Below are 16,805 nucleotides of genomic sequence, written 5' to 3' on the forward strand. Positions count from 1 at the left end.
GCGAATATGCCGGGCTCAGGCATGAATGCGCATCATAGCTGAACGATTTCCATGCAGTTAGTTCCTCCCGCCTTCCCGATGGTACTGCCGCGGGTCAACAACACATACCCATGGGCTTTAAGCAGGGATTTGTGCTTTAGCTGATTGACGACCCAGGCATTCACTTCCTGGACAGGGATGTTGTGGTAAGGCAAGAGAATAGGAAAGACATTATTCACCAGGCACAGTTTACCCACGGTGCGTTCATTGGCTGTGACCGCATAAATGGGGACATTGCTGAATTGACGCGACATCCAGATGGCGCTGGCGCCTGATTCCGTCATGGCAATGATCGCTTTAATGGGGAAGTGATTGGCGGCGTGCATGGTCGCCATGGCAATGGCCTGATCGGCGCGGTGATAATGGCAGGTTTCTTTGTCCGCTGTGTACAAAAAGGAGGTGTGCTTTTCCGAGCTTAAGCAGATTTTTTCCATCATGGTGACCACCTTGACGGGAAATTTGCCCGTTGCCGTTTCCGCAGACAACATGACGGCATCGGTACCATCGAGGATGGCATTGGCCACATCCGACACTTCAGCCCTGGTCGGCTGCGGGTGGGTGATCATCGATTCCATCATTTGCGTGGCGGTAATTACTACTTTATCGAGCCGTCTGGCCTGCTCAATGATGCGCTTCTGAATGGCCGGCACTTCGGCTGCACCCACTTCCACACCCAGGTCGCCGCGTGCCACCATGACGGCATCGGCCGCATTGATGATTTCAGTGAGATTATGCAAGGCTTCGGTGCGTTCAATTTTGGCGATAATGGGGACGTCCGGTGCGCCAAAGTCGGCCAATAACTGCCTGGCTTCCTGAATGTCATGCCTGTCTTTGACAAACGACAGCGTCAGGTAATCGATATCAATACTGACAGCAATACGCATGTCGTCGCGATCCTTGTCAGTTAAAGCTTTAGCTGCCAGACCGCCGCCGCGGCGGTTTAAACCCTTGTTGTTTTTAAGCACGCCGCCTTCCAGCACCTCGCAAACGATTTGCGGTGGAGCGACCGACGTGACTTTGAGTTCGATCATGCCGTCATCCAGCAGCAGCAAATCGCCAGGCCTCACTTCATAACACAGGTTTTCATAGGCGACACTGACCCCTTGTTCATTGCCCAGAGCTTTGTTGGCGCAGTCTAAAATGAAGGATTGGCCATTGACTAACGTAATGTGGTTGTGTTCAAAACGGCCGATGCGAAGCTTGGGCCCCTGCAGATCCGCCATCACAGCAATGGGACGCTCCAGTTCAGAGGCAATGGTTTTGGCTTGTTTGATGGTATCCAGTACGCTCTTGTCAGCGTGTGAAAAATTCACGCGGAAAACATCGACCCCTGCGGCAATGATGGCGCGCAGGGTGTCGGGTTGACTGCAGGCAGGGCCTAGGGTGGCAACGATTTTAGTTCGACGGTTCATGGGCACGCTCTTCCAGAATAGCTACGGCAGGTAAGGTTTTGCCTTCGAGATATTCCAGAAAAGCTCCACCTCCTGTGGATATATAGGAAATCTGCTCATTGAGATCATACAAATCAATGGCAGCCAGGGTATCACCGCCACCGGCAATGGAAAAGGCGTTGCTGTCAGCGATGGCGATGGCAACGGCCCGGGTTCCATAAGCAAACTGCGGGAATTCAAAAACGCCGAGAGGTCCATTCCAGATAATGGTCTCTGCTTCTTCAATGATGTCGACATAATGGCTGATGGTATCCGGACCAATGTCCATGATCATGTCGTCAGTCGCGACGCCGTTTAAAGATTTGTTGAATGCCGGGCAATTGTCACTGAATGATTTGCCCACCACGACATCCGTCGGCAGGGGAATGTTGCAGCCTTTGGCTTCCGCCAGGGCCAGGACGGTACGTGCTTCATCCAGAAGGGATTCTTCGTACAGGGACATGCCTATTTCATAGCCCTGCGCTTTTAAAAAGGTATTGACGAGACCGCCGCCCAAAATCAAATGATCGACTAAGCCCACCAATTCACGGAGCAGGGACAGTTTGGTCGATACTTTGGATCCCCCCACAATGGCCACGATGGGCTTTTTGGGATCTTTAAGCACATGTTCCAACGCCTCAAGCTCACTCACCAGCAGAGGGCCGGCAGCCGCCACGGGGGCGTATTGCGCCACGCCATAGGTCGACGCGTGTGCACGGTGCGCTGTTCCAAAAGCATCCATGATAAAAATATCGCACAAGGCGGCCAGTTTTTTAGCCAGCACGTGATCATAGCCTGTCTCGCCGACATTGAAGCGGACATTCTCGCAGATCACGAGTTCACCCGGCTTTACCTCTACCCCGTTGAGGTAGTCACTGACAAAGCGAACAGGGTAATCAAGATGTTGATCCAGGTAGTGTGCGACAGGCTCCAATGAAAAACGTTTGTCAAATTTCCCTTCGTCCGGCCGTCCCAGATGGGACAGGACAATGACAGCAGCGCCCGCTTCCAGGGCGGCTTTGAGGGTAGGCAAAGCGGCTTGCAGGCGTTGATCGCTGGTAATCAGTCCATCTTTGATGGGAACGTTTAAATCTTCGCGGATTAATACCCGTTTGCCGCGCAGATCCAAATCACGCATCTTGATTAAATTCATCATCCTGTCCTTAACGATTCATCATGCAACTGGCGGTATCGAGCATGCGGTTAGAGAAGCCCCATTCGTTGTCATACCAGGCGACCACTTTAACCAGGTTACCCAAGACTTTGGTCTGGGTGGTATCAAACACGGCAGAGGCCGGGTAATGATTGAAATCGCAAGACACCAACGGGTCATCGCTGATGTGCAGGATGTCGCTTTTGGCACGGCGCACGATGTCATTGACTTCGCTCACTGTCGTTTCGCGCAAGGGAGTGAAGGTGAAATCAATCACGGACACATTCAAAGTCGGAACGCGCATGGCAAAGCCATCGAGTTTGCCAGCCAGCTCCGGCAACACCAGCCCCACGGCAGCGGCAGCGCCGGTTTTGGTCGGGATGATGGATTGGGTGGCGGAGCGGGCGCGGCGCAGGTCGTTGTGACTGCCGTCTAACAGCATCTGATCCTTGGTATAGGCATGCACGGTGTTCAACAGACCATGATCGATGCCAATGGCATCGTGCAGCGGCTTAACCACGGGGGCTAAACAGTTGGTGGTGCAGGAGGCATTGGACACGATAATGTCAGTGGCCTGCAATGTCTGGTGGTTAACGCCGTAAACGATGGTGGCGTCGGCATTTTTACCTGGTGCAGAAATCAATACTTTTTTAGCGCCCGCGGCAACATGCTGCATGGCGGCATCGCGGTTGGTGAAATGGCCGGTGCACTCCAGCACGATGTCCACGTTCAATTCTTTCCAGGGTAAGGCTTTGGGATCACGCTCGGCAATCACGCGGATCGGGTGGCCGTCAATCAACAGCCTGTCGCCTTCGACGCGGACTTCGCTGGCAAAACGGCCATGCGTAGAGTCATAGCGGGTCAGATGGGCTGTGGTTTCAATCCCGGACAAATCATTGATGGCCACGACATCAAATTCATTCTGACGGCCGTACTCATAAATGGCTCGTAACACGCAACGTCCAATACGCCCATAACCATTGATAGCAATTTTTATCGTCATTTTACTTCTCCAAAATACTGACGACTCCTCAGGAGTCTGTTTCTAACAGGGTATTGAGCGTGTGTGACAGGTTCTCAACGGTAATACCCAAATACGTGAAGGCCTGCGCGGCCGGGGCTGAAACGCCAAAACGGTCAATGCCGATAACCACGCCATCCAGCCCGGTAAAACGAGACCAATCCGAGGTCGCCGCCGCTTCAATGGCAATGCGTTTACGGATAGTCTTGGGCAACACCTGTTCCCGATAGGCAGCCTCTTCGGCAAGAAAGCGCTCACAGCAGGGCATGGAGACCACTCTGACACGATGACCCTGGCTGTTGGCCTGGGTGGCGGCGGCCACAGCCAATTGGACTTCGGAACCTGTCGCTATAATTATAGCCTGAGGCTCTCCCTCGCAATCCATAAGAACGTACCCGCCGCGAGCAATATGTTCGCGGGCATCGCTTTGATGGGCTAAGGCCGGCAGGTTCTGGCGCGACAGCAGCAACGCCGACGGGCCGGTATGATGTTCAATGGCCTGCTGCCAGGCCACCGCCGTTTCCATCAGATCGGCCGGCCGCCAGACCTGCATGTTCGGGGTATTGCGAAGCATGGATGCCTGTTCGATGGGTTGATGCGTGGGACCGTCCTCGCCCAAACCCACCGAGTCATGCGTAAACACATAAATGACGCGCTGTTTCATTAAAGCGCTTAAGCGCACGGCATTGCGTGCATAGTCGGCAAAAACGAGGAAGGTTCCGCCGTAAGGGATAAAACCGCCGTGCAGGGCGAGGCCGTTCATGATGGCGGCCATGCCGAACTCGCGAACGCCGTAAAACAGGTAATTGCCGTTAAAATGCTCATGGGTAATGGGGCGGCTGCTGGAGCAATCCGTGTTGTTTGAGCCGGTTAAATCCGCTGAACCTCCCAATAATTCCGGCAGCAGTTTACTGAACTCTTCAAGGCAAAGCTGCGAGCTTTTGCGGGTGGCCAGCGCCTTGTCATTGAGGCGGCATTGCTCAACAAAGGCGTTGCTGACAGAGGGCCATTGATCAGGTAAATCGCCGTTGATGCGACGCAGAAATTCAAAATAATCCTGCGCATGCTGTTGCTGGTAGCTTTGGCAGCGGGCGATCCAGTCATCCTCGTCATGCTGGCCTTTTTCGCTGTGATCCCAGGCGGCATAAATCGCATCAGGAATGACGAAAGGCGGGTGCGGCCAATGAAAGGCGTTGCGGGCCTGGACAATACCGGCAGCGCCTAAGGGCGCGCCATGTGATTTTTCGCTGCCGGCGACAGGCGACCCATAGCCAATGACCGTTTTGCAGATAATCAGACTGGGTTTTGCCGTTTCAGCACGGGCTTCAAGAATGGCCTCTTCAATGGCGGCCTCGTCATGCCCGTCAATGGGGCCGATGACTTGCCAGTGATAGGCTTTAAAGCGCATGGCCGTGTCGTCGCGAAACCAGTTCTCGACCTTGCCATCGATGGAAATGCCATTGTCATCATAAAACACGATCAGTTTGCCAAGGCCCAAGGTGCCGGCCAGCGAGCAGGCTTCATGAGAAATGCCCTCCATCAGGCAACCATCGCCGGCAAAAGCGTAAGTGTAATGATTGACTAATTCATGCCCGGGGTGATTAAACTGTGCGGCCAGCGTCTTCTCCGCGATTGCCATGCCCACGGCATTGGCAAGCCCCTGCCCCAGCGGGCCGGTGGTGGTTTCCACGCCCGGCGTATCTTCCCGCTCCGGGTGTCCCGGCGTTTTTGAATGCAGTTGACGGAAATTTTTTAAGTCGTCGATACTGAGCTTATAACCGGTTAGATGCAGCAGCGAATAAAGCAGCATGGAGCCGTGGCCGTTGGAGAGAACGAAGCGATCCCTGTCGAACCAGTGCGGATTCTGCGGGTTGTGCTTTAAAAATTTATGCCAGAGAACATAGGCGATGTCCGCCATGCCAAGTGGCATGCCGGGATGCCCTGACTGCGCCTGTTCCACGGCGTCGATGCTTAAGAAGCGGATGGCATTGGCCAGTTCATTTGAAAAACTCATGCGCTCTCTTTAAATCGCTGATCGAAGTGGGCGTATTGTCGCTCAGAAGCCGCTAATCAGCAAGTTGCTTTCGGTGCGCTCTTGCTTAAAAAATGTGCTTAAACAGCTTGGAAGAAGTTAAAAAGCAGTTTAATCTGACTTTTTAGGATTATTGGCCTGCATTTTGCCATGAACAAAACGGCCAGAGGGGCATGGCAAAGTGTTTTTTTATTGATGAAAATGCATTACAATGCGCAAATTTTTGCAAAAATTTCACTCAATGGACAATTTTGTGACCAGCATATTCGAACAAGGTAGTGTATGACCGCACTCATGTATCGTTTGCAAACCATGATGAAAACCCTGCCGCTATTGCCCAATCCGCATGGCGAAATCTGGCCATTCAGTGACTATTTAAACCAGCAATCGGTTTCTTTTTTCCGTCCACTGCTTAAGAAGCATCTGGTGCTTACTATTGAATACAGTGTGCTTTGCGCGCAATTGTCGTCTGACTTGCTGAGAAAAGATGCCGATCTTGATGAGATTACCGAACAGGTCGCGAGCGCCTTGATGATGTCGGAATTGCTGGCTCATCTTTACCGTTATTATCTGAATGTTCCACGTGAAGTCGAACGCTTACGCAAAGATCAGCTTTTTTATCAGAAATTGCTCAAGGCTCGCGGGTTTCAGTTCGCCACGCTAAGCGAAAAGGTCGAACCCGATACCTTCACCCAGAAAGTACGCACCGTGACCGCAAAATCCAATTGGCTCAGGCTTTTTGTGGTGCGTTCCAAGCGTTTTGTTGATGCGATTGCTCAGTTGCTTAAGCGGGCTGAAGACATTAAACCCGTCACCAAATTCGTTAATCCGGCACTCAGTTATTTATCCTGGCTGTTTTTTATTCCGCGTCTGGCCGCTAACATGCTGGTGATGGGCAAGCACTTTTATCCGAGTGATCGCTGGATGAGTAAGGAAGAGCGTGCGCTCGGTGTTTCAACCCGGTTGCAATTGCATTTCCAGCGCCGCTGGTTTGAACTAGGGAATGATTCCGTCTGGCTGATTGCCGGATTACTGAACTGTTTTGTGCTGGTGGGGCCGCTCGCGCCGGTGGGAGCCTACATGACCACGGTGTTGTTTGCCTATGATATTCTGCTTGCGGCGATTCGGGCATCCATTGAGCTTGGCCGCCTTGAACGCCTTCGCCAGGAGCATGTGCATCGTATTGAACAGCTTGAACGGCAGGACAACCCTGCGGAAGCGGATGAAGCGCGCCGATACCTTACGCATCTCGATGCACGCATTCTGTTTGAGAAGAAACGCCTCTTGCTGAGCGTGGCTAACACAACAGTCCTGTTTTTGGCCATGGTCTTAACCGTGCCGTTTTTAGCCTCCTTCGGGCCCTTTGTACCGCTGATTGCAGGCGCTCTGCTGGTTACCATCACCATCGCCGGTTTTCTGGCGTTTTCGGCATTGGAGAAACAACGGCCTGCTGACAATGTGGCGCAACTGGGCGTGTCGCATGCGGCAGCACTGGCCCGCTTGGGGCTGTTTTCCCCTGACGTCCCGCAGAAGTCTTCTGAAACCCCTGAGCACGACGTGAACGCGCTGCCGCCGCCTGAAGGATTGGTCACCAGCTGAATCGCGCCGCCTGCCATGGAGCTAACGGATTTTCAATGCTATGCTTGCCTTATTTGCTTATGAGAGAACAGGCCATGGCAACCCCACAATTACCCCAATTCAGTGCGATTAAGCTCGAAACTTTTCCAGCGCAGCTTGACCAGTTGTTACAACGCCACTTAGACCAGATTGAGCAATTGCTGAATCAGACGACGTTCACCTGGGACAACCTCATGCACCCGCTTGAGGAAATGGACGATACCCTGGAACAATTCTGGGCGCCGTTGGGCCATCTGCATGCGGTGGTTAATTCAAAGTCACTACGGGATTGTTATCAAGCCTGTTTACCCAAACTGTCGGCTTATGATTCGGCCATCGGCCAGAACCAACGGCTGTATGAAGCCATTCGTGCCATTGACCAACGTGAACTCGACGAGGCGCAGCAGAAAATTTTAGACGACACGCTCAGGGATTTTGAATTGTCGGGCGTGGCCTTGTCCAATGAGAAAAAACAACGGTTTGAAGCCATACAAACGCGACTGTCTGAATTATCCAATCAGTTTGACAACAACGTACTCGACGCTGGACAGGCTTTCAGCCTGCACATTAAGGATGAAAAACTGCTGCGGGGCTTGCCAGAGCATGCGATGCTGACTGCGAAGGCACTGGCTCAGGAAAAGCAGATGGACGGGTGGATGCTTAACCTCGAATTTCCCTGCTACCTGGCCGTGGTGACCTACGCCGAGGATCGCGGCCTGCGCGAAACCTTTTATCATGCCTACGTGACCCGTGCCTCGGATGAAGGGCCTAACGCCGGCCAATTTGACAATACCGCCATCATTGACGAAATCCTGGCGCTGCGGCACGAAAAAGCCGAGATGCTCGGTTTTACCAATTACGCGGAGCTGTCGCTGGCCACCAAAATGGCAGAATCGACGGAGCAGGTGGTCGATTTTCTGCTGGATTTATCGCAACGGGCCCGTCAACAGGCGAAAGAAGAGTTCACGGAGCTTAAGACCTTTGCTGAGAACGAACACGGCATGACAACGCTTAATCCCTGGGACATTGCCTACGTGTCTGAAAAAATGCGCAAGGCCCGTTATGATTTATCGCAGGAAGAATTGCGGCCCTATTTTCCTGAGGATACGGTGATGAAGGGCATGTTCACCATCGTCAACCGCCTTTATGGCATGCGCATGGAAATCATGAGCAACGTGGATGTCTGGCATGAGGACGTGAAGTGTTACCGAGTGATTGATGAGCACGATCTGACCCGAGGCTATGTGTATGTCGATTTGTACGCGCGCCAGCAAAAACGCGGCGGCGCCTGGATGGATTCGCTGCAGGGCCGCCGGCGTTTAGCCAATGGCCAAATTCAGCTGCCGATTGCCACCTTAACCTGCAATTTTGCCAAGGCGGCAGGCAACAAAATGGCCACGTTATCGCATGACGAAGTGCTGACCCTGTTTCATGAGCTGGGTCATTGCCTGCACCATTTGTTAACCCGGGTGGATTACCTGGGGGCTTCGGGTATTAATGCGGTGGAATGGGATGCGGTCGAGTTGCCGAGTCAGTTTTTTGAAAACTGGTGTTGGGAAAAGGATGCGCTTAAATTGCTGACGCGCCATGTGGAGACTCAGGAGACCTTGCCTGACAGCCTGTATGACAAGCTGTTGGCCGCGAAAAATTTCCAATCCGCCATGGGCATGATGCGCCAGCTTGAGTTCTCGTTGTTTGATTTTCGCATTCATCATGAATACCAGGGGCATGAGCCCGGTTGGGTGTCCGCCATTTTGGCGGATGTCCGGGATCAGACCACGGTATTGCCGATTGCGCCGTACAACCGCTTCCAGCATAGCTTTTCCCATATTTTTGCCGGCGGGTATGCGGCGGGGTATTACAGTTACAAGTGGGCGGAAGTGTTGTCCAGTGATGCGTATTCCCGGTTTGAGGAAGAGGGTATTTTTAATGAGAGCACGGGGCGCAAGTTCCTGCAGGATATCCTTGAAGTCGGCGGCTCGAAAAAAGCCCGCGAAGCGTTCCACCGCTTCCGCGGAAGGGATGCAAAAATCGATGCCCTGCTGTTGCACAATGGCATTCGTACGTAGACAAAATTTTTAATCGAGGCGGGCATCCCGCTTCGATTTTATGTTATACTGTAAGTGTACAAATTGGGGGCGACCTGGCTTCGACGTGGGTTGCGAAACCTGAAGTGCATGCCGAGAATGAGATCTCTCGTAAATAAGGCTCACTAAACATAAATGCAAACGATGAAAACTTTGCTGGTGGTGCTATCGCTGCCTAATCCGCTTCGATAGTGTTACCATGTGCGCTGCCATAAAACCAGCGTCCCGTTGACCGAGCCTGCTTGCCGGTATCGACTCAGCGGTCATAGAAGACAAGCTAGTGTCCTGGTCCATCCCGAATCAGGATTGCGAAATTTAGGGAATCGCTGCCGACCATCCTGCCTGTCGGAGGGGAAGCAGTTAAATGAATAGACAAGGCTACGCATGTAGAGCTGACGGCAGAGGATTTGCGGACGCGGGTTCGATTCCCGCCGCCTCCACCATATAAACTTCTAAAATCTGGGTCTTTCCCAATTACGGGGGCACTCAATCAACAGCATAGTACTCTAACTCTGGTTCTATAATTTTCGGGTCTTTCCCAATTACGGGGGCACTCAATCAACAGCATAGTACTCTAACTCTGGTTCTATAATTTTCAAAGTTTTTGGGTCTTTCCCAATTACGGGGGCACTCAATCAACAGCATAGTACTCTAACTCTGGTTCTATAATTTTCGGGTCTTTCCCAATTACGGGGGCACTCAATCAACAGCATAGTACTCTAACTCTGGTTCTATAATTTTCAAAATTTTGGGTCTTTCCCAATTACGGGGGCACTCAATCAACAGCATAGTACTCTAACTCTGGTTCTATAATTTTCAAAGTTTTTAAAGCCATAGGCTCGTCTTTGAATCAATTTCATTTTTCTATGGAAGCCTTCGGTAATGCCGTTAGACTTGCTGAATCGCCACATTCTCACGATCTCTTCTTTCCAAGAATCTAAGGTTTTACCAAGAGCGCATAATGATTTGAAAGCGCTGTTTTTTAGTGAGTTGAGCATGTCCAGGAATTGAGGGATGAGCTGACGACAGCGAGGCTTATCTAATGTTTTCTTCATTAATATTTCATAAAGACTTTGTTGAAAATGATAGATGGATTCAATAGCGGGATTCTCTTTAAAGAAAGCGTCTCTGGTAATGAGTTGCTGAATGGTTAATTTGTCGGGTTTCTTGCGAAGTAGAGCTAATAGGCCGCGATTACTGGGTCTTTCCCAATTACGGGGGCACTCAATCAACAGCATAGTACTCTAACTCTGGTTCTATAATTTTCAAAATTTTTAAAGCCATAGGCTCGTCTTTGAATCAATTTCATTTTTCTATGGAAGCCTTCGGTAATGCCGTTAGACTTGCTGAATCGCCACATTCTCACGATCTCTTCTTTCCAAGAATCTAAGGTTTTACCAAGAGCGCATAATGATTTGAAAGCGCTGTTTTTTAGTGAGTTGAGCATGTCCAGGAATTGAGGGATGAGCTGACGACAGCGAGGCTTATCTAATGTTTTCTTCATTAATATTTCATAAAGACTTTGTTGAAAATGATAGATGGATTCAATAGCGGGATTCTCTTTAAAGAAAGCGTCTCTGGTAATGAGTTGCTGAATGGTTAATTTGTCGGGTTTCTTGCGAAGTAGAGCTAATAGGCCGCGATTACTTTTTATTTTTGTTGATAGTTCCCGATAGGTTAGCATGCATTGATGCTGTAATAGTCGTATGACATGGAATCGGTCTGCGACTATTTTGGCATTGGGAAAGTATTTTTTAACTATGGAACGATAGGTGCTACTTAGGTCCATACAAATGACTTTAACTCTTTCTTTTCCCGGGAGAGAAGACAGATAGCTTTTGAGCGTACTCTCGCTCCTGCCTTTTACAATATCGAATATTTTTCTTTTTTTTAAATCACACAAGGTTGTTGCAAATCCTTGCTTACGACTAAAGAAATGTTCGTCTATCCCAAGGACTGTAGGACATAATGCATTGCTTAGCTCTTTATGTTGCTCTTGGTATTGTTTTTGATACCAACGCTCAATTGTGGCCTTACCTTTTTTGAATTGCTCAGCCAAATCTTTTTGCGAAACACCCCGCGTATGCTCATGAAAGACAGCGGCTTGGAGCCGCCATGTTGAACGTTGATGCTTATTAATTCCAGGGAACTGTTGATTGCCATAACGCTTACAGGTGTGGCAATACAATTTATAAGCCTTAAAACTTAAGATACTTCTTCGATGCCCTATAAGTTCATGATGAACTTTTCTCATATAAGAAGCTTTTTTACGAACTACCTTACTTTTGCAATGACCACAACGAGGAAGTCGATTATAAGAAAGTTCTAACCACAATGGTTGATAACCTTTCACTTTCCTTATAGAAAATCCGGGTAAATTTAGGATAAGATCATACTTCGGCACTTTAATCTCCTTTTGATCGTCAAATCAAGGAGTTAGATTACTCTAACTTAGATTAAAGTGCCCCCTTAAATGAGAAAGAGCCCGATTACTTTTTATTTTTGTTGATAGTTCCCGATAGGTTAGCATGCATTGATGCTGTAATAGTCGTATGACATGGAATCGGTCTGCGACTATTTTGGCATTGGGAAAGTATTTTTTAACTATGGAACGATAGGTGCTACTTAGGTCCATACAAATGACTTTAACTCTTTCTTTTCCCGGGAGAGAAGACAGATAGCTTTTGAGCGTACTCTCGCTCCTGCCTTTTACAATATCGAATATTTTTCTTTTTTTTAAATCACACAAGGTTGTTGCAAATCCTTGCTTACGACTAAAGAAATGTTCGTCTATCCCAAGGACTGTAGGACATAATGCATTGCTTAGCTCTTTATGTTGCTCTTGGTATTGTTTTTGATACCAACGCTCAATTGTGGCCTTACCTTTTTTGAATTGCTCAGCCAAATCTTTTTGCGAAACACCCCGCGTATGCTCATGAAAGACAGCGGCTTGGAGCCGCCATGTTGAACGTTGATGCTTATTAATTCCAGGGAACTGTTGATTGCCATAACGCTTACAGGTGTGGCAATACAATTTATAAGCCTTAAAACTTAAGATACTTCTTCGATGCCCTATAAGTTCATGATGAACTTTTCTCATATAAGAAGCTTTTTTACGAACTACCTTACTTTTGCAATGACCACAATGATGTGGTTCAATTGATTTGGACATACCAGTTAAGAGATAATTTGCTTAATTGGAGGTCACAATGTCTACAAGAAGAAAATATACAAAGGAATTTAAACTGGATGCGGTTAGCTTAGTAACTGAACAAGGATACGCATGTTTAGACGCTGCCAGGAGCTTGGGAATTAATTCGAATATTTTGAGTCGCTGGATTCGAGAGGCAGCAGAGAATAATGAAAATGCTTTTCGTGGAAATGGTAAATTGACGGAAGAGCAACTTGAGATTCGCCAGTTACGAGAAGAAGTCAGAAGGCTGACAATGGAGAAAGAAATACTAAAAAAAGCCACGGTCTTCTTTGCGAAAGAAGCGAAATAAAATATTCGTTTATCGCCCAACACAAGAAGACCTGGCCGGTTGGCATGATGTGCCACCTCATGGGCGTTACTCCTTCTGGATACTATAGTTATCAAAAGCGGAAACAAACAAACCCGAACAATGAACCAGAACATCAAGAGCTATTGGAGTGGGTTAAAAAAATCTCGGAATCCAGCAAGTTCTCGTATGGAAATCGCAGGATAAGGAAAGCACTGAATGCTCTTGGTTATCCGGTTGGTCGAAGAAAAACCCGTAGTTTGATGCGTGAGGCTGGTATTTTTGTTCGATATAAAAAGAAATACAAAGTGACAACAAACAGCAATCACAAGCAACCTGTTTTTGATAATGTGTTAAACAGGAGGTTTCAGGTCAATGAGCCCAATCGTGCCTATGTGTCCGATATTACTTATATCTCAACCCATGAGGGCTGGTTATACCTGACCGTGGTGATTGATTTGTTTTCTCGGAAAGTAGTGGGTTGGAACATGAGTTCGAGAATGAAGACTGATACGGTTTGTGATGCATTAACAATGGCCATTTGGCAGAGAAATCCAAGTTCAGGCCTTATTGTGCATTCCGACAGAGGCTCACAATATGCCAGTAAACAATATCGTGACCTTCTCAATCAATATGGTCTAGTGGGCAGCATGAGCAAAAAAGGTGACTGCTGGGACAATAGCGTTGCTGAAAGTTTTTTCGGTCGCTTGAAAGACGAGCGAGTACATTGGCGTAATTATCAAACCCGGAAGGAGGCAAAGCAGGATATCCTCGATTACATTACTATCTTTTATAACAATCAAAGATTACATTCGTCTTTGGATTATCAAAGCCCAAATCAATTTGAAAACCACTATTGGGGGCTATTGAAAAAAGTGGCTTAACTGGAGTGTACAAATTTGGTTGACCACGTCATAGTTTTATATTCTATGTAATGTCCAACAGGACCTGTTTTGGTATTGAGAAAAGTACAGTAATCATTTTCCCAATCGGATTTTGGTATTCTTGTAAAAAGTGAGGTTTCAAAAAACATATAAAATCCTTAACTTAAAAATATTATTTTAAATCAGCGACATAGTAGCTTTTTTAATTAAGAAATAGAAGTAAACTTATACATATACATTCTTTCCAATCAGAACCTCATTTCGAAGTACCTGATCTGTTTTCTTGTCATTGAAAACTAATTTGTAGTAGTTCAAACTTGATCTGACAGTTGCCAGTTTTTCAGAAGTGTCTGTCAGGTCAAATTTAGTTTATAAATTTTTCCTTCCAGATTTGTTTTCCATCCGTCAAAGTGAGCATAGGAGTTCGTCCGCAGCACATTTTGCCTTGATGGGTGCGCTCATTATTATAATAATGAAGCCATTCGTCCAGATCTTTTTGCAATTCATCTATGTCATCATAGATTTTCTTACGGAATGTGACCTGATAAAACTCTTGTAAAATAGTTTTATGGAAGCGTTCACAAATGCCATTAGTTTGTGGTGATTGCACCTTGGTTTTGGTGTGCTCTATATTGTTTATAGCCAAATAAAGCTGATAATCATGCTGTTCCACCTTCCCACAATATTCTGTGCCGCGATCGGTTAAAATTCGCAACATAGGTAATTGTTGCTGTTCGAAGAATGGTAATACTTTGTCATTGAGAATATCAGCTGAGGTAATTGGTGTTTTAGTGGTATACAGCTTAGCAAAAGCTACTTTGCTATACGTATCCACAAATGTCTGTTGGTAAATCCTGCCAACCCCTTTGAGCGTTCCAACATAAAAGGTATCTTGTGAACCAAGATAACCAGGGTGAGCTGTTTCAATTTCACCGCAGGCCTCATCATCGTACTTTTTCCTCTCTAAAGCTGCTATTTGGGCCTCTGTAAGAAGAATACCTTCCGATGCTATCTTTGCTTCTAGTGCTTTTAATCGGTCTTTAAAATTGGCTAAATTATGTCTAAGCCATACACTTCGAACACCGCTCCCTGATACAAATACTCCTTTCTTGCGTAGTTCATTGCTTGTGCGCTGTTGGCTATGAGCAGGATATTCTATGGCATATGCTTTTACAGCAATCTCAATAGACTCTTCAACTCGATTCTTGTGATTAGGTTTACGGCGATTTTGATCCAATAATGCATCAACTCCACCAGACTCTACAGCTGATTTATAGCGATAAAATGTATCTCGAGACAAGCCCATCACTTTACAAGCTTTCGATACATTACCCAGTTCCTCTGTTTACAGGAGGTTATGGAACACCCTGCTTTTTTTAAACCGGTGAATTCTTTCTGTCTTTCCAGTGCTTCCAAGGCAGAGGAAAGGAGAAGTATTTCACGCTTACCGGCCTCCGTTTTCGGGCCTTTCAATTCTTTTGCAACAATAGTTTCTTCAATACTCATTAATTGGTTATTCCAGTCGATGTCTGTCCAGCGTAATCCAATCAATTCAGAAATACGTAAACCGGTAAAAAAGGCAAATTGAAATAAATTCCTTGACGAATTCAGAATGGCATTTATTTCATTAACACTGAAAGGATCGGGCTTGTAATCGCTGCGTTTGGTGTCTTTGCTGAGGAGCTTATCGATAATAATACTGTTTAATCGGTTTTCTTAATGTACTGATCAACCAAGGCCTGTTCAATGACGGCTCTTAAAGGAATTAAAATATTTGAAACGGTTTTTGTGGTGCAATGTAACGGTTGTATCTATTTCCGGATAACAGCCGGTTGTAGATTGAGTATTTCAGTTTTTTCAAACATCGGTAAAAGATGCCCATCGCAAATTTTTTTATAGCCGCGATAAGTACTTGCTTCTTTTGTTAATTTAGCATCTTCCAGAAATTCCTGGATTAATTTACCTATGGTTACACGGTGAGCTATCGGTTATTCATCGCTTATTTAGTAATGGATTTGCTGGCGATCTGAGCAAACTAACCTTTACCGCACGGCTGAACCTTGTCCCATGTGCCGCTGCTGCCTATTGGGCAATGATCCCAAAAATAGTTTATGGATCTTCAATTTCGTTTTGCATGAATTATTTGGTAGACAGATTCAAATTGGTGCAAGGATATGCCTGCTTGAAAACAATTTTATGACCTTGCAGCATAGCCACGTCCCGATTAAGGCCGACTTTAACTTTGTATAAAATTTTCGACAGAACCATCATTTATCGGTACAATTGTATTTCCATTAATCAATTTGTAAAGGGAATGTTTATGTTCGGTAATCTACCAGATGAAATTAAAGAAGAAGTATGTACTTATCTTGAACCAACAAATTTAAAGAATATGTCAATGACTTCAGCAACAAACTACAAGTTAATCAAATTCTTTGGAACTAGGACAGAAAACAATATATTACCTGCTTATCCTGAGTCTCAAAATCTAAAAACATTGCCTGATACAGCTGATTATTATGCAATAGGGCCAATGATAAAGGTGTCGGAGTCATCCACTATCTTTGACAAAGGATACCCTTATCCTAAAGCACGAAAATCAATTCCAGACTCTGAGATAAAAAAAGCAGTACCTCAGAGTGGTGAAATAAAATTGTTTCGCACGCAGAAAGAAGCGCAAGAATATGCTGGGCTCACCGCATATGGAGAATTTGCTACAGTAGATCATAGGTCCGTTGTTTTTCATGTAACACTTAAAAACTCTATTGAGAGTCCAATTATAAGGGAACAGATAGCTCCCAGTTTTTCTTTTTTGGGTTTGAGTGATAAAACAGTTGAGTATGTCGTAACGGATGTGGGTAATCTCAATTTTATTTCAGGTCAAATAGGTTCTTCTAAAGAAGTGTCCTTCCAAGAAAATCAAAAGGAACCATGTCTTGTGATGTAAAAATGGCTTTATTGTAAAAGAGAGTAAAGGGGTTCTGTCGCAAAAAGTGACTCAAAGGGATAAAATCCCTATTTCTGAGGTTACCGGCTAGAACC

General features: G+C 46.9%; 11 protein-coding genes, 1 other RNA gene and 3 pseudogenes. 5 read left to right on the forward strand and 10 right to left on the reverse strand.

The genetic code is table 11. From position 1 onward, the window contains the following. Positions 1-32: 32 nt before the first annotated feature. Genes pyk through tkt form a run of 4 tightly spaced genes read right to left on the reverse strand, consistent with a single transcriptional unit; the run spans position 33 to position 5,657 of the window. The gene (gene pyk, locus DYE45_RS00885) at positions 33-1,451 is read right to left on the reverse strand and encodes a pyruvate kinase (protein ID WP_108291348.1); all 1,419 of its coding nucleotides are present in this window, start codon (positions 1,449-1,451) and stop codon (positions 33-35) included. Continuing rightward, positions 1,435-2,622: a phosphoglycerate kinase gene (locus tag DYE45_RS00890; protein WP_108291350.1), complete on the reverse strand. Its 1,188-nt coding sequence runs from the start codon at positions 2,620-2,622 to the stop codon at positions 1,435-1,437. Before DYE45_RS00890 ends, pyk begins: the two co-directional genes overlap by 17 nt. Before the next feature lie 10 nt (positions 2,623-2,632). Then, positions 2,633-3,625, reverse strand: a complete 993-nt coding sequence (gap, locus tag DYE45_RS00895) for a type I glyceraldehyde-3-phosphate dehydrogenase (protein ID WP_108291352.1) — start codon at positions 3,623-3,625, stop codon at positions 2,633-2,635. Between the two features lie 28 nt (positions 3,626-3,653). Further along, a complete protein-coding gene (tkt, locus tag DYE45_RS00900) occupies positions 3,654-5,657 on the reverse strand; it encodes a transketolase (RefSeq protein WP_115300264.1) in 2,004 nt (667 codons plus the stop codon). Between the two features lie 300 nt (positions 5,658-5,957). On the opposite strand from tkt, the gene DYE45_RS00905 reads away from it, so the two are divergent. The 3 genes from DYE45_RS00905 (at position 5,958) to ssrA (ending at position 9,822) form a co-directional block, all read left to right on the forward strand. Then, complete coding sequence (locus DYE45_RS00905) at positions 5,958-7,274, forward strand: hypothetical protein (protein ID WP_108291356.1); 1,317 nt, start codon at positions 5,958-5,960, stop codon at positions 7,272-7,274. A gap of 74 nt (positions 7,275-7,348) precedes the next feature. Next, positions 7,349-9,361 carry a M3 family metallopeptidase gene (locus tag DYE45_RS00910; RefSeq protein ID WP_115301043.1) on the forward strand — a complete coding sequence of 671 codons (2,013 nt, stop codon included), beginning with the start codon at positions 7,349-7,351 and terminating at the stop codon, positions 9,359-9,361. A 65-nt stretch (positions 9,362-9,426) separates the two neighbouring features. After that, positions 9,427-9,822, forward strand: a transfer-messenger RNA (tmRNA) gene (gene ssrA / locus DYE45_RS00915). 336 nt (positions 9,823-10,158) lie between these two features. On the opposite strand, the pseudogene DYE45_RS00920 reads toward ssrA, so the two are convergent. The 3 genes and pseudogenes from DYE45_RS00920 to DYE45_RS00930 form a co-directional block, all read right to left on the reverse strand. After that, positions 10,159-10,578, reverse strand: a pseudogene (locus DYE45_RS00920) (ISL3 family transposase); the annotation flags it as partial. A gap of 29 nt (positions 10,579-10,607) precedes the next feature. Then, positions 10,608-11,783 carry an ISL3 family transposase gene (locus tag DYE45_RS00925; RefSeq protein WP_115300265.1) on the reverse strand — a complete coding sequence of 392 codons (1,176 nt, stop codon included), beginning with the start codon at positions 11,781-11,783 and terminating at the stop codon, positions 10,608-10,610. 75 nt (positions 11,784-11,858) lie between these two features. Then, positions 11,859-12,524, reverse strand: a pseudogene (locus tag DYE45_RS00930) (transposase); the annotation flags it as partial. A gap of 64 nt (positions 12,525-12,588) precedes the next feature. Here DYE45_RS00930 and DYE45_RS00935 point away from each other — a divergent pair. Further along, positions 12,589-13,763 (forward strand): IS3 family transposase gene (locus DYE45_RS00935; protein ID WP_108349036.1). Its coding sequence is split into 2 segments (ribosomal slippage): positions 12,589-12,841 and positions 12,841-13,763, totalling 1,176 coding nucleotides; the frame shifts between segments, so codons are not numbered across the junction. A gap of 376 nt (positions 13,764-14,139) precedes the next feature. On the opposite strand, the pseudogene DYE45_RS00940 reads toward DYE45_RS00935, so the two are convergent. The 3 genes and pseudogenes from DYE45_RS00940 to DYE45_RS14980 form a co-directional block, all read right to left on the reverse strand. Continuing rightward, a pseudogene (locus DYE45_RS00940) lies at positions 14,140-15,099 on the reverse strand (IS481 family transposase); the annotation flags it as partial. After that, a complete protein-coding gene (locus DYE45_RS00945; RefSeq protein ID WP_115300267.1) occupies positions 15,069-15,461 on the reverse strand; it encodes a tyrosine-type recombinase/integrase in 393 nt (130 codons plus the stop codon). The gene DYE45_RS00945 and the pseudogene DYE45_RS00940, both read right to left, overlap by 31 nt. 113 nt (positions 15,462-15,574) lie before the next feature. Beyond that, entirely contained in the window at positions 15,575-15,748 is a 174-nt protein-coding gene (locus DYE45_RS14980; protein ID WP_115301044.1) for a tyrosine-type recombinase/integrase, read from the reverse strand. A 335-nt stretch (positions 15,749-16,083) separates the two neighbouring features. Between DYE45_RS14980 and DYE45_RS00960 the strand changes: the two genes are divergently transcribed. Further along, on the forward strand, positions 16,084-16,710 hold the full coding sequence (locus tag DYE45_RS00960) for a hypothetical protein (RefSeq protein WP_108294867.1): 627 nt from the start codon (positions 16,084-16,086) through the stop codon (positions 16,708-16,710). Positions 16,711-16,805 lie beyond the last annotated feature (95 nt).

It is taken from the genome of Legionella taurinensis (assembly GCF_900452865.1).
In the GTDB taxonomy this organism is placed as follows: domain Bacteria; phylum Pseudomonadota; class Gammaproteobacteria; order Legionellales; family Legionellaceae; genus Legionella_C; species Legionella_C taurinensis.

Bases quoted from the DNA above. Each gene is read 5' to 3' on its own strand.
- pyk (WP_108291348.1), bottom strand. From the start codon at position 1,451: ATGAACCGTCGAACTAAAATCGTTGCCACCCTAGGCCCTGCCTGCAGT.
- DYE45_RS00890 (WP_108291350.1), bottom strand. From the start codon at position 2,622: ATGAATTTAATCAAGATGCGTGATTTGGATCTGCGCGGCAAACGGGTA.
- gap (WP_108291352.1), bottom strand. From the start codon at position 3,625: ATGACGATAAAAATTGCTATCAATGGTTATGGGCGTATTGGACGTTGC.
- tkt (WP_115300264.1), bottom strand. From the start codon at position 5,657: ATGAGTTTTTCAAATGAACTGGCCAATGCCATCCGCTTCTTAAGCATC.
- DYE45_RS00905 (WP_108291356.1), top strand. From the start codon at position 5,958: ATGACCGCACTCATGTATCGTTTGCAAACCATGATGAAAACCCTGCCG.
- DYE45_RS00910 (WP_115301043.1), top strand. From the start codon at position 7,349: ATGGCAACCCCACAATTACCCCAATTCAGTGCGATTAAGCTCGAAACT.
- DYE45_RS00960 (WP_108294867.1), top strand. From the start codon at position 16,084: ATGTTCGGTAATCTACCAGATGAAATTAAAGAAGAAGTATGTACTTAT.